Genomic DNA, 13438 nt, shown 5'->3' with positions numbered 1-13438 from the left:
TTACGTGAGTTTTTTTTAATAAATTCACCAATAGGTAGTTTTAAAAAAAAGCACTTGTTATTGGACTAAAATTAACTGTAATATGTAGATTCCTATAAAACAAATACTGCTTTTAGTAGAACAATTCTTGCATAACAAGAACTAATTCATGTTTTAAAAGTGATACTAAATTCTAGCAATCACTTATAAACACTAAACTTATAAATAGTTCTTGAAAAATATTTTTCTTCTAGTAATAATAAAGTTGATGAAAAATTGGTTGGATTAGGACTATTTGAAAAATGTTGTGTTTCTAAACAAAAACACTGCTCTTTTCTTATACAACATATTCTTTTTATCGTCTAAACTATTATTTTCAAGACCAACATTATGTCTGAAAAAATATGGTTAAAAAAATAGCTTTAAAAATCATCTCCTCTAAGAGTAATCATAATTTTCCGTCTGCTCCTTTAATCGATAAACTGAACCCAGAAAATAACATCATTTATTTGATTTAGGTAAAAATCTAAATATATCTAAAAACGATAGTTATAAATTATCTTCATTATCGCTCCTTGTTGTATCGTAAAAAGTCTTCTATTCAATGTCGAATTGTTCAGCCAATTGTGGTTGTACACACAATAAATATCGGTGCCAGGTGTAATAATCCATCGAAAACGGGTATTGGACCCCAGAATATCACTTACATCATCAAACTGAATGTTTGACGAAAACGAAATATCAGGCGTAAAATCAAGGCCAAGATCTAACTGGAATAAATTTGTATTAAACCCACTATTCTCAGCTGTTACTTTGCTATGTGTGTATCCACTGCTCAGATTAATTCCGGGCACTGGACGAATGGTTAAACCTAACACCAAGCTAGAAATATTTCCTGTCCAAAACCCTCCGGCTTCATAACCAATTGATCCGGATACCATACGAAAGGATGCAGATGATGCCTCCAATTGGTAGCCCCAGTTCACATATTCACCTGTAGGTACTACAACAGAACCATCATTGAGTATGTCAAAATCTTTATCCGAAAATTCAAAACCCCTAGATACTTGAACACCTAATTTATCTCCAGATTCAAGTCGGATAGTCCCCAGGTTAAAGGTAAGGTTCTCGGTAAGAAGTTTATTTTCTAAAGAAGTGAGATATTCATATTCAATACCCCATTCTATTTCTCTAATGAATTTGCTGTTTTCAAACAGAGGAGCATATCCTATTCCTGGTTGTAACCTTTTAAAACCATTACGTTGGTTAAACCCTACGGCTGGATCATACTCATCTCCAAATTCCCTATACGAAACATTACCAGACCACGGTTTGTTCGGGAAATTAAGACGAAAACCCCGGACTGATCTATCCTATATAGAAGTAGAATTATCAAAAGGGGAAACAGGGTTGTGAGCAACAAAAAAGGCGGAAAGTTGCAGTCTTTTATTACCCAAAAATTCTGAAGTACTTAAGTTTAAATCGGCTCCCCATGTTTTCCTATCCTGGACTGGATTACCAAGTAACATATCATCTTCAGTGCTTCTATGGGTATACAATACACCAATAGAACTCTCCTTCCAAAAATTTCGCCTATACCTACCTACAGTAAAACTTTCTGAATTAAGGTCTCCCTCCTTTCCTGTTCGTACGTGGAGTAGTGCTATGTTATTCTTACCTACATTGCCTATAATACGTCCGCCATACTTTATAGGTACACGCATTCCGTTCACCAAACCAATCCTACGACTAAAATAAGGATCAACTCCACTTGATGGTGCAAATTGTAAAATAGAGGACCCCTCTAGAAAAAAATCTCTTTGTTCAGGAAAACGCAATGGAAAACGAGTAAGATTTATTTGTCGATTATCTACCTCGGCTTGCGCAAAATCAGTATTGTATGTAAAAGAGGCTTTTAATTGAGATGTAATATTATAATTAATATCAAACCCCAGATCGGCAGAAGTAGTACTCATAGAGTCATCGTTCTCCATATCATATTCTTTACTAAATTGAGTAATGGCAAAGGGGATGACTTCTAATCCTAAGCCCTGCGATGGATCTGTAAGACCCGTTAAAACACCTGCATTCTGGGGCCGAAACAATCCCTAATTACGACGATGACCTGTCCATAATAGCTCTTCATTTTTACGTCGTATAGTCCTTTGAAAATTAATTCCCCAGACGTCCTTTTTAGAATCAAAATTTATGCTTCGAAAGGGAATTTTTACTTCTGCCGACCACCCAAAATCACCAATATGGGTCCATGCCTTCCAAATACCATCCCAGTCTTTGTTAAAGGTTCCACTCTGACCAGGAGAAATGAGGGCATCACCCCGCAATCCAAATGGATTGATTTCAAAAAAATAAGCACTTCGTTTGTCCATAAATGTGTCAAAAATCCATTTAAAACCATCGTCTGTTTCAAGGGATGCGTCTCTCTTTTTTTGGAAAGCCTTTATACCTGATGGATTACTATCGTAACAAATTACTGAAATGTAAAGGTTTTGGTTATCGAATGCGATTCTTACTTGTGTTTGCTCTGTTGGTTGACCTCCTTCTTTAGGTTCTTGCATTAGAAAATCGTCCTTGGCAGGAATATTCAACCAAAACTCTTCAACCAAAACTCTTCATCCACAACACCATCCAAATAAAGCTCTTTGCCATTGAGCGAATGCGCAATTATTTCCTTTGAATTATTACCTTCATTGTTGTCTTGGCCAAATCCCAGAAAAGGAAAAACACATAAGTATAAGAGATTTACGGCATTTATCAGAATTTTTGAAGATCTACTCTCTAATTCATTTGTATTTATTCTTTTCATTTTAGAAGCTAAATATTTCACTATTTCATATTTCATTTAACAAATTGATTCAGTAAAACAACCTTTCTCCTTCATAATCTTGATTGCTCAAAATAGGATGTTTCTCTCCTACACCTTTTAAGGGAATAGCATCATAATAATATTTGTGACAGATAAGACTATAAACAAAATGATATTTTTAAAGTCTAAAAAGGTTCTAAAAACATTTACTCCCTTTCATAGTTTAAGAATTTAATAATTTCAAACTCACCATCTAAAACACTTGCTTTAAAAACATATTTCCCTGCTTTGGGAATAAAAATACGTGGTGTTGTAGTATTGGGATTATTATTTTCGAACTCGCAATTAGCAGGACCTTCTACCTGATACCATACTATTTCCGGGCTAATGGCATCTTTATCCTCATCAGTAATCACAGTGATAACTGCAAGAGTGTTATCCGCTTTTGAGTAGGTATAATCTATAGTAATAGTCGGAGGTGTATTTATTGCAGAAACTAAAGCATTGGTATCATTTTCAAAGCGTTTCTCTTCCTCAATACCTGCTGCCCAAAGTGCAATACGTTGTGCAAACAACCTATTATCCGAATGACTTAAACGGGTACCAGCACCGGCATTCCAAAATAAATTACGATCAAAAACACCTATTACTCGACCTTTACCTACTTCGGCTATTGCCAAAGCTACATCGGTATTTTCATTAAATTTACCATCATTTGAATTTACAACTAACCTACCGCCTAATCCACCTTCTTGCGCTTTAGCCAAAATTACTGCTGGTTTAGAAACACGAACAAAACTTACGCCTTCTCCCCTAAAAGCAACGCCTTTATGTTTGTTGTTTTTATTAATAAAATGATCTTGTGTATACTCATTCACCAAATAATTACCAGCTCCATTGTCAGTTAAAAAATACATACCGAATTGCGCCATTAAAACATTGTCAGAAATTCGCCCTACTTCATTATCTACACCTACAATGCTATACTCTCCGCCAAATCCACTATCCGACCAAGTAATTACTCCGCCTCCACTTTTTACCCAGCGCTTTAAGGCTTTAGCTTCTGCTTCAAGAAAAACTCGCTGATTTGAGCCTAAAATTAAAACATCAATCAGTTTTAGAAATTCGGCATTAATTACGATTTCTTGATCGTAAACTTCGCTTACAGTAAACCCAACAGCTTCCAATGCTTTTTTAAAACCGCTCATACCTAAATCACCTTCATCATTCAAACGCATTTGGTGAAATGGTTCTTTATTTCCGGATGGTAACGTACCATCAGCAGCAACATCTCCATATACATAAACAATGTTTTGCGCATCTGCAGCAAGAAAACAAATTAAGCCAATAGCTAATAATATTATTTTATGTTTCATATTTATTTTTAGTGATATATTATTAAACCTTTATTTTATTTTTTCCGCATTAAAAAAGAGCATTCAGAATACGCAATTCAACAACAAAAATGCTAATAAGTTACCTTTGACTTATTCTTTAACTTTTTTTCCATAATAGGGTATAGATCATAGGTTGGATACATCTCTGATTTAAAAGCTTTCCATGCTGTTCTTTCAATCGCTAGATTTACAGCTGATAATTTTGAAGCAGGCAGTTCCAATACAACCATTTGGCCAATTCCCATAACCACAAACCAATTAACTACAGAAACACCTTCTGGCGGAAAGTTTTCATAAAACCCTTGACCTGTCCTTATCTTTTCAATCTCATTTAAATTCATACTTTGATCATGTTTAAGAAAAACTGTGAGCAACAGCTTGTCATCAACTTTTTCAGAACTAGTTTTTACATCAGCAGATTGGGAATAACCTATGATATGGAATAAGAATAATGCGATAAATAATGAGTATTTCATATTTTATAAATTTTAGATTTATTATGTATTTATTATGTATTTATTAAATTAATGCTTCTGATTTTGTTATCTGACAAAAAGTATAGTAGAACTTCAATAATGAAATTTTATTACTTTTTATAACCTATTAACTGAGGATACTCTTAAAAGAATTTCATCTAAAATGATTCATTTATATACCCATAAGTTTCAGGATTTTTTTTGGTAAATCGGTATTGTCAAAATATTCCGAAAACTCTTCTTGCCCTTTGCCAATAACTCTAACGGGAATTGGTGTGCCAGAATGATCGCCAGAACCCCAACTTAATCCTGCTTTTTTATTCAAAATATAGGCTGCTGTTTCTGCAATAGATTTTACCTCGGTTTTACTTAAATAATCGGCATCTGCATTTACTTTATTATGTCCTTTAAATTGTTTCCTGTAGGCAGATTTTAATAGAGTCAATTCTTTATCATCTAAAGACAAACCTATATCACTATTTCCCAGGCCAAAATCTGCCTGTACTACATCTAAAATAATATTGAAAGAAATTTCTGGGTTCGTATTTTTAAGTTCCTCCATTTTTCTTTTGAACTCTTGAACTGAAATTATTTGATATTTCAACAATTCAGGATATGTGGCATAATTTATCCCTGTAGACAGGGCACCAGTTTCATGGTCTGCAGTAACTATAATTAATGTTTCATCTGGTCGTTCTTTATAAAACTCATAGGCTTCTTGAATAGCATCATTAAAAGCTAGTACTTCATGAACCATAGATACACCATCGTTTCCATGACATGCCCAATCAATTTTACCGCCTTCTATCATCATAAAAAAACCTTTGTCATTATCTATCACTTCAATTCCCTTTTTTGTAAAATCGGCAAGAGAAAGCGCTTCTTCTTTTTGATCGATAGCCCAGTGAAATTCTCCTGAAGGATACATGTCTGGATTTATGGCAATTATTTTTTCATCTCCATTTTTTAAATTTCTAATTTCCTCCTGTGAGTTTGCAATGGTATAGCCCTTATTTATAGCATTTTGATATGAATCCGGTTGATCTCCTTTTTTTCCGGTAGGATAGTGAAAGCCTCCGCCACCAAAATAATCAATATTATAATTGGGTAACTCCATGCTAATTTCGTAATACATATTACGCGAATTTTGATGCGCATAAAAGGACGCTGGAGTAGCGTGATCTATCATTACACTAGATAATATCCCTACTTTAAAACCTTCTTTTTTTACTTTTTGAGAGATGTTTTCATATGCTATTTTTTGGTCGGGTGATTTTCCTATAATACCATTACTAGTTTTAAATCCTGTTGACATTGCTGTTGCTGCTGCGCAAGATGTAGTAACATAAGAACTAGCTGAATAGTTAGTCATATTCGAGTTAACCGGAAAACTATTCATTAATAGTTTATTAGATTTAATCTCGTTCGGTTTTGCATTTAAAAACATTTCGGTAGCATAAACTTGATTTGCTCCCATACCATCTCCAATAAACAGAAATACATATTTTGCCTTTTGTTTCGTTTGACTATAGCCAATAGCACAAAAAAGGACCATTAAAATGATCGTAATATTTTTTATCATATCTTATTTATTTTAAAACATTTTTTCTTAAACAAATGGTTTTCTAGTTAAGTAGAGCTAATTGTTTGTTTTGTTTTTTTGAATAAATATTTTAAAGTAAATATATCATTTGCTGAAAATTATTGATAAAACTAAATAGGCATATTATCAAACATATCTTGCATTAGATACTGTAAATAGGTTCTAACAAAGTTTATGAATAATTTATTTACTAACTGTCCAGTATATTGCACCAAAAATATGATTCAAAAAGTTTTTGTCTTTAAACGATTCTGGTTTATGCCCTAAAGCAGTGTAAAACGATTTCCCTCCTTCATATTCTTGACACCATGCAATAGGGTGTTTCTCTCCCATACCTTTTAACGGAATATCATCATAACCAGCAGTAAAATCATAAGAAGCTTCATCAACAGTCATTAGAATAGTTAGTTTATCTAAATTCATATTTTTAAAGTTATACCACTCATCACTACGAAGCCATTTCTTTGGCAGATGATATGTTGCTGGAAAATCACTATTCTCCACCTTTACAATTGCTGCTTGTAATTTTGGGTGATTCACAAATTTTGCCCCTACAAGACCATCAAACCAAGCATTATCGTTTTCACCATCTGCTGTTCCGTGTATACCAACAAAGCCTCCGCCTCGTTTCATAAATGCCTTTAAAGCATCCATATGTTTTGGCTTCAAAAAATTGGCATTGGCGTTCATAAATAGTACAACATCATATTCTGGTAATTTAGTTATAAGATCATCTGGTCTTTGTGTCCAATCAAACTTAAATTGATTTTCTACTGCCATATCTTCAAAAGCTTTAACTGCAACCGGGATTGTATTGTAATGCCAAGTATCATGTTGGGTAAACAATAAAACACTAAACTGGTCTTGCGCATTTGTTTTGAGCATTGTAAGAAAAAATATAGTTACTAAAAGATACTTCATTGTAAAAGGTTTCATAATCAAACGTTTATTTTAATAATTCATAATAAATATATTCCCATGCTAAACTAACACTATACATAGGAGGAAAACTATAGTCTTCAACTTCAGACAAAATATATTGAACTCCAGCCATTTCTTGATAATTAAAAATATCCTTGAAATCTATTTTACCACTTTCGCCTAGTTCTTTATAATCTTTCACATGCCAACTAATAAAACGTTTAGGATAGGTTTTAAAATAATGAACAGGATTTACACCTCCCATTTGCATCCAATATACATCCGATTGAAAATAGACATACTCAGGATTGGTATTTTTAAGGAAATAATCATAAATAGTTACTCCTTCAACCTTTAGAAATTCATCAGCATGATTATGATACACAAACTTAAGTCCGTTCTCTTTACATAGTTTTCCAACTTTATTGTAATAATTAGAATACTCTTGAAGTTCTTTCATGGTCTTGATGCCTTTTAATTTACTATTTGAGGTAGATAGATATGCTACACCCGCTTTTTTATGGTCTATTATCGTTTTATTCCACCATGTATTTATTGCGGTATCATCATTTTTATCTTCCGGATCGAAAAAAGTCATAGAACCCAAAAATTTCATACCTGCTTTTTCAACCATATTCTTAAATTGCGTTGGACTTTGTCCGTAAAAACCGCCATTTTTATATACAAAGGTTTCCACATAGCTGTACCCAATTCTGCCTAACTGAATTAAGGTTTGCTCTGGGTTTTTAAGCATTTCTTTGTGAACAGAAACGAGCTGAACACCAATGTTTTTGTCTTTAGGATTATTTTTAATGTATCTAGTTTTCCATAAGGATTTGTTGTTAGTATCAAACCCTTCTAATATAACATCCGTATAATTTTGAAAGTTAAAATCAACCTTCATTGTTTTATTACCGTTGAGATCTTTATCTTGCATCGTCCATTTTTTTTCTGAAGCAAAACTTCCTTTTCCAGTGAAAAAGGCGCCTTGTGCATTATGACCTGCAGCAAAAATAGTATCAGTAACACTATCATAACCAATAATTTCTTGAAGTATCGAATTGTATTGATTGCTACTATCTTTTTGTAAAACTTTAACTGAGAGCGAATGATTATTGAAATTACTCAAACTACTCATTTTTATCTCTGGAAATTTTGCGACACTATCTGTACTAGGATTCATAGCACTTACCCATTGACCAGAATATTGCATGAGTCGATCTTTTTGAGAAGTAATACTGTAGTTTTCTTGAGCAAAACCGACAAATGTCATTAGAAAAATAACTAAAAATATAACCTTTTTCATCTTTACTTATTTATTATTAAGGTGAATAAATAATGGCTTCTCCATTTCTTTTTTATAAGCCTCTAATACAAATGGATTTTTTTCGATACGTGCATCTTTCCAATCATGCCATGGAAAACCATTTCTGTTAGACCAATATTCCCAATCCCAATTGATGTAGCAAAATGCTTTTATACCAGGATTTGAATAAATCATTTCGAAAAAAGGTTTAAACCATTTATTCCAAGAAGTTTTACCATCTAAAACACCCACATATCGTGGTGTAGCTTCGCCAATCATCACTGGTTTTTTATGCATATGCGTTGCATCAAAAAAGTTTTGCAAGCCAATATGATCAAATTCTTCAGGACTAAAAATATCAATACCCCACCAATCTACATATTGGTCACCAGGATAGTATTCCATCAACTTATCAAGACTTATAAAGTCTGCAGAGCCACCACCAGAACACCAAACCGTAGCCGATTTTATCTTTTTTTCTTTAAATGCCTTTGAAATAGTGATGAATACTTTTTTAAAACTTTCAGGTGAATAGCCGTTCCAATCGCCTTCAAACTCATAACCAATTCTAGTAAAAGAGGATCTGTCTAAATCTAAAAGCACTTTATAAAATGCTTGTAATTGCTTGTTATACTTCCCATCAGCTACTTCTTTATCCAAACCCGATCCGGTATCCTTACCGCCAGTAAATCCTAAACCAATTTGGGGCATTATCCCTTTGGGCAAACTATCTAAAACCTGTTTTAAATCTTTCCCCCAACGTTCAATCCTTTTTACAGATGACGTTATATTAACATACGTCATGTAAATTGCTGGCATTTTATCATCACCTAAAGCATTTACATAATCATCAAATCCATTTTTATCCTGACCAGCACCATGGTAAATTCCTGTTTCTGGTTCGTATTTAGCATTATAATTAAAACGAGGTTTTACCTCTTGGCTAAATCCATTTTGTAAAAAAAACAAAAGAATTAGTAAACTTGCTTTATGTATAAATAATGAACCTATTAATTTTATCATTTTTTAAAATTTATTGTAAATAGTGTTTTAAATCAACATAAATGTTAGTAATTATTGAGCTTGTTCCACACTACTTTACAGATTATTATTAATTTATATTCTTGTTTCTAAACCAATGATAAACGGCTTTGTTTGTGCTTTTTTCACCTGAAGAAGTTGTGTACATACCATAAATTGTTCCAACAAACCCTCCTGCTTTTTTGGTACTTAAAAAGCGAGCATCAACATTTTCATTTAGAACTCGCCAATCTGTATTATTTATTGAATAGTAAAAATTGTAGTATGCTCCTTTGGCTTCTATCTTGAAAGATATTTCATCCCGCTCTTTTATTGATTTAAAGGTGATTTCCTCTGTTCCGTTTTCTGTAGATTTTAATAATTGAACCACCGGCGTATTGTTTTTTAAACTCTTACATAAATAGTAATAATGCGTTTCATTTTGAAAAGCAATTAAACCCGCTTTTTCATTTTCTGCAACTGCTTTAAAAGATAGATTTGTAGTTACATTTCCAAACAAATGTTTTTGCCTATACCCAATAAAACTCGGGTTTGATATTCCTGAGGTAGTTTCTGAACGTGTATTTATAGTTAATTCACCGTTTAAAAGTGAATACCATTTTTCTTTTGGTGTTCTTAAAAAAAGCCAATCGTAAGCTAAGGTATCCGTATTAAATTCGTCTATAAAATCTGAATTAACAGACTCTACATTTGTAAGAGGTTTTCTTAATGTTATTTGATAATTATCTCTTACAGCATCTCCTCCTAAATCAAAAACTGGCCAATCATATTTCCATTTTACGGGAGCCATAAAAGTTTCTCTTCCCGTGTTAAAGTGGTTATCAACATCATAAGGTCTACATCCTAAGAAAACGCCCCACCAATTTCCTGAATTATCTTCAATTATATCTACATGGCCAGTAGATGTAATTGGATTTTTTCTATCTCTTTGTAAATTTCTTTGTGTTAAAATCGGATTATTTTTAAAACTTTTATAAGGGCCTAAAATATTTTTACTTCTAAAAACAACCTCAGAATGATCTTCTGCTGTACCACCTTCTGCGGCCATTACATAGTAAAACCCATTTTTATTATAAATATGCGGCCCTTCAATCCAAATAGGCTTGTCTTCTGGTTTTGCACCTTTATTTATAATTATTTTTGGTTCTCCCACTGTTTTTAGATTCTCAACGTCTAACTCTATAATTTTAATGGTTCTGTGTCCGTCGTATTCTGGCGAATTATTAGGAGGAGTGCTATTAAAAATAACATACGTTTTATCATCTGGATCAAAAAACATAGAAGGATCTATACCTTCCACTTTTGGCAACCAAGTTGGATTAGACCAAGGTCCTGATGGATTAGTAGCAGAAATAATAAAATTATTTTTACCACCAACAATTGTGTTAATAATATAAAACACACCATTATTAAAGGAAATTGCAGGAGCAAAAACACCTTGAGAAACCTCTAAACCTTCTAAATCTAATTGTTCTGATCGGTCTAAAGCATTTCCTATTTGTTTCCAGTTTACCAAATCATCACTTTTAAAAATAGGTATTCCTGGAAAATAAGCGAATGTTGAATTTATTAGATAATAACTACTATCTACTTTACAAATACTTGGATCTGGATAAAAGCCTTTTAAAACAGGATTTGAAAATGTAGCCCTTTTTAAAACATCTTTATTTTGTTTTTTAGAAGAACAACTAAAAAACAGTATAAGAGAAATTAATATAACTATTTTCTTTACCATCAATATTCCAATCCTATTAAATTCCTAACCTTATCTATAGTTTTAATTAAAACTCTAGAAAACTCAAAATTCATAACATCACTCTCTTTTTTATTGTCTCTTAATAACTGATTAAAATGTGAAATTTCATAATAATATCCAAAACCTTTAAAGGATATATCTTTTGTAGTTTCCTTACCATTTTTAGTTATTGTAATTGCGGTAGGTTCATGAAACCTAGTATTTAATTTTATTACTCCATCAGTAAATGTATAAATAGCTTCAGATTTTGTTTCTTGTAATAATGTACTTTTTAAAACCGCAGTTGCATCATCATAATTAAAAAACATATTACATTCAGAATCTGCTCCGGTTTTATAAAAAGAAGCATTTGCTTCTATACTTTTTGGATAACCTAAAGTAGATAAAGCCGCAAAAATTGGATAGATCCCTATGTCTAATAGACTTCCTCCACCAATTTCTTTTTTTAAAAATCTACTCTCTAAATCATAAGCTGCTTTAAAACCAAAATCTGCTTCTAATTTTTCTAATTTCCCTAAAGATTGGTTCTTTATGGTGTCTAACAAGTACTTATAATGTGGTAGAAAAAATGTCCATAAAGCTTCCATTAATAACACATTATTTTCTTTGGCTACCGTAATCATTTTATTAACCTCACTTAGGTTCATTGCAAAAGGTTTTTCACATAAAACGGCCTTTTTATGCTTCATACATAAAATAGCGTGCTCTTGATGATAAGAATGAGGAGTAGCAATATAAATAGCTTCTACGTTTGGATCTTTTGCTAAATTTGCATAAGAATCATATGCCTGTTTTACGTTAAATTTAGAAGAAAAATCATTGGCTTTAACCTTACTTCTAGAGGCTACAGCTACCAACTCTGCGCCTTCTATTAAAGATAAGTCTTCTGCAAATTTTTGAGCAATATTCCCAAGACCCAATATCCCCCATTTGATTATCTTTGTCATAGTAAAAATGTAATTTATAAAGTTTCTTTTAGTCCTTCTAAGAAACTAAAATATGCAGGTTTAGGCTTTAAATTTTCATCAAAAATAGTTGGCCAATCATTTATATTAAAAAATCCTTTAATCCACGTATCTCTATCTGTAAAATCCCAAAAAGTAATTCCGTATTGTTGTTCTTTCGGTACAATTGACTTATACATTTTAACCAAATTTTTATATTTCGCGGCTTGCTCTTTTCTCATTTCTTCCGTTAGATTTTCATAAACCTGTATACCTCCTTCTCTAGTATCATCGTGTTTATTAAAAATTATATCTAACTCAGATATGTGAATTTGTAAACCCGTCTCTACTGCTTTTTTTAATGAATTAGCAATTACTTCATCAGGGGTATCCATTCTAATGTGCATTTGAAATCCTAAACCAGATATAGGAGCTCCTTTTGCTTGTAATTCTTTAATCATATTAAGAGTACTGTTCAATTTTAGCGTATCTCTTTCAATATTAAAATCATTATAAAATAAAATAGCTTCCGGGTCTGCTTCATGCGCATATTGAAATGCTTTTGCGATATAATCTTTACCAATTGCGTTGTACCAAATTGTTTTTCTAACTTCACCTCCATGAGATTCTAAACCTTCATTAACTACATCCCAAGCAGCAACTTTTCCTTTATATCTTGTAACATAATTTGTTATGTATTCTTTCATAAAAACACCCAACCACAGACTATCTTTTGATGCTTTTTCTTGAACCCAATTTGGTGTAGAACTGTGCCAAATTAAATTATGTCCAAATAACCTTTGATTATTTTCCTGCGCATAATTAACAATACTATCTACTATTTTCCAAGAATACACACCCTCTTTAGGCATAATGCTATTCATTTTCATATCACTCGCAGAAGTAATGCTATTAAAATTTTTCTTTTGTAATTTTTGTAGTACAGTATCTTTTAATAATGTATTTATTTTGATAGCAGTTCCTATAGGAAAATCCGCATAAATTTTCAACCCTTTTAATTCTTCCTTCTTTACACCACTATTACAAGAAAACAAAAAAGAAATGGTTATAATTATAACTATTGAGTTGAAATATTGACTATAGTTCATAGTATGAATTTTAAAATATTAGCTAGTTATTTTTGATAAAAAAACAGTTAAACATTTTTAGATGCTTAACTGCTTTCCAATT

13 protein-coding genes are annotated in these 13438 nt (G+C 32.1%); all 13 read right to left on the bottom strand.

Annotation, left to right across the window (positions count from 1 at the left end; all coding sequences use genetic code 11):
• Positions 1-515: 515 nt before the first annotated feature.
• The 13 genes from M4I21_RS06950 to M4I21_RS06890 all read right to left on the bottom strand — a co-directional run bounded on the left by M4I21_RS06950 (position 516) and on the right by M4I21_RS06890 (position 13356).
• Complete coding sequence (locus M4I21_RS06950; RefSeq protein WP_249558392.1) at positions 516-965, bottom strand: hypothetical protein; 450 nt, start codon at positions 963-965, stop codon at positions 516-518.
• 387 nt (positions 966-1352) lie between these two features.
• Positions 1353-2084 carry a DUF5916 domain-containing protein gene (locus M4I21_RS06945; RefSeq protein WP_249558391.1) on the bottom strand — a complete coding sequence of 244 codons (732 nt, stop codon included), beginning with the start codon at positions 2082-2084 and terminating at the stop codon, positions 1353-1355.
• A gap of 3 nt (positions 2085-2087) precedes the next feature.
• Positions 2088-2555, bottom strand: coding sequence for a carbohydrate binding family 9 domain-containing protein (locus tag M4I21_RS06940; protein WP_249558390.1), 468 nt, complete (start codon positions 2553-2555; stop codon positions 2088-2090).
• Positions 2556-2581: 26 nt separating this feature from the next.
• Positions 2582-2839, bottom strand: coding sequence for a hypothetical protein (locus M4I21_RS06935; RefSeq protein WP_249558389.1), 258 nt, complete (start codon positions 2837-2839; stop codon positions 2582-2584).
• Positions 2840-3009: 170 nt separating this feature from the next.
• Positions 3010-4179, bottom strand: a complete 1170-nt coding sequence (locus tag M4I21_RS06930) for a hypothetical protein (RefSeq protein WP_249558388.1) — start codon at positions 4177-4179, stop codon at positions 3010-3012.
• Between the two features lie 92 nt (positions 4180-4271).
• On the bottom strand, positions 4272-4676 hold the full coding sequence (locus tag M4I21_RS06925; RefSeq protein ID WP_249558387.1) for a hypothetical protein: 405 nt from the start codon (positions 4674-4676) through the stop codon (positions 4272-4274).
• Positions 4677-4848: 172 nt separating this feature from the next.
• Positions 4849-6258: an alkaline phosphatase gene (locus tag M4I21_RS06920; RefSeq protein ID WP_249558386.1), complete on the bottom strand. Its 1410-nt coding sequence runs from the start codon at positions 6256-6258 to the stop codon at positions 4849-4851.
• Positions 6259-6462: 204 nt separating this feature from the next.
• Positions 6463-7215, bottom strand: a complete 753-nt coding sequence (locus M4I21_RS06915; RefSeq protein ID WP_249558385.1) for a ThuA domain-containing protein — start codon at positions 7213-7215, stop codon at positions 6463-6465.
• Between the two features lie 10 nt (positions 7216-7225).
• Positions 7226-8506: a sugar phosphate isomerase/epimerase family protein gene (locus M4I21_RS06910; RefSeq protein WP_249558384.1), complete on the bottom strand. Its 1281-nt coding sequence runs from the start codon at positions 8504-8506 to the stop codon at positions 7226-7228.
• Positions 8507-8512: 6 nt separating this feature from the next.
• Positions 8513-9529, bottom strand: coding sequence for a glycosyl hydrolase (locus M4I21_RS06905; RefSeq protein ID WP_249558383.1), 1017 nt, complete (start codon positions 9527-9529; stop codon positions 8513-8515).
• An 88-nt stretch (positions 9530-9617) separates the two neighbouring features.
• Positions 9618-11282: a glycoside hydrolase family 43 protein gene (locus tag M4I21_RS06900; RefSeq protein ID WP_249558382.1), complete on the bottom strand. Its 1665-nt coding sequence runs from the start codon at positions 11280-11282 to the stop codon at positions 9618-9620.
• Positions 11282-12250 carry a Gfo/Idh/MocA family protein gene (locus M4I21_RS06895; protein ID WP_249558381.1) on the bottom strand — a complete coding sequence of 323 codons (969 nt, stop codon included), beginning with the start codon at positions 12248-12250 and terminating at the stop codon, positions 11282-11284. The genes M4I21_RS06900 and M4I21_RS06895 overlap by 1 nt, the downstream gene beginning before the upstream one ends.
• A 14-nt stretch (positions 12251-12264) precedes the next feature.
• Entirely contained in the window at positions 12265-13356 is a 1092-nt protein-coding gene (locus M4I21_RS06890; RefSeq protein ID WP_249558380.1) for an endo-1,4-beta-xylanase, read from the bottom strand.
• Positions 13357-13438 lie beyond the last annotated feature (82 nt).

The sequence above is a fragment of the Cellulophaga sp. 20_2_10 genome (genome assembly GCF_023476645.1).
GTDB lineage: Bacteria > Bacteroidota > Bacteroidia > Flavobacteriales > Flavobacteriaceae > Cellulophaga.
The sequence above is the reverse complement of the archived record's forward strand: the minus strand, read 5'-3'. Positions and strand labels throughout refer to the sequence as shown.

Excerpts from the sequence above, each read along its gene's own strand:
- M4I21_RS06940 (WP_249558390.1), bottom strand. The coding sequence starts at position 2,555 with ATGCAAGAACCTAAAGAAGGAGGTCAACCAACAGAGCAAACACAAGTA.
- M4I21_RS06935 (WP_249558389.1), bottom strand. The coding sequence starts at position 2,839 with ATGAAATATGAAATAGTGAAATATTTAGCTTCTAAAATGAAAAGAATA.
- M4I21_RS06930 (WP_249558388.1), bottom strand. The coding sequence starts at position 4,179 with ATGAAACATAAAATAATATTATTAGCTATTGGCTTAATTTGTTTTCTT.
- M4I21_RS06925 (WP_249558387.1), bottom strand. The coding sequence starts at position 4,676 with ATGAAATACTCATTATTTATCGCATTATTCTTATTCCATATCATAGGT.
- M4I21_RS06920 (WP_249558386.1), bottom strand. The coding sequence starts at position 6,258 with ATGATAAAAAATATTACGATCATTTTAATGGTCCTTTTTTGTGCTATT.
- M4I21_RS06915 (WP_249558385.1), bottom strand. The coding sequence starts at position 7,215 with ATGAAACCTTTTACAATGAAGTATCTTTTAGTAACTATATTTTTTCTT.
- M4I21_RS06910 (WP_249558384.1), bottom strand. The coding sequence starts at position 8,506 with ATGAAAAAGGTTATATTTTTAGTTATTTTTCTAATGACATTTGTCGGT.
- M4I21_RS06905 (WP_249558383.1), bottom strand. The coding sequence starts at position 9,529 with ATGATAAAATTAATAGGTTCATTATTTATACATAAAGCAAGTTTACTA.
- M4I21_RS06900 (WP_249558382.1), bottom strand. The coding sequence starts at position 11,282 with ATGGTAAAGAAAATAGTTATATTAATTTCTCTTATACTGTTTTTTAGT.
- M4I21_RS06895 (WP_249558381.1), bottom strand. The coding sequence starts at position 12,250 with ATGACAAAGATAATCAAATGGGGGATATTGGGTCTTGGGAATATTGCT.
- M4I21_RS06890 (WP_249558380.1), bottom strand. The coding sequence starts at position 13,356 with ATGAACTATAGTCAATATTTCAACTCAATAGTTATAATTATAACCATT.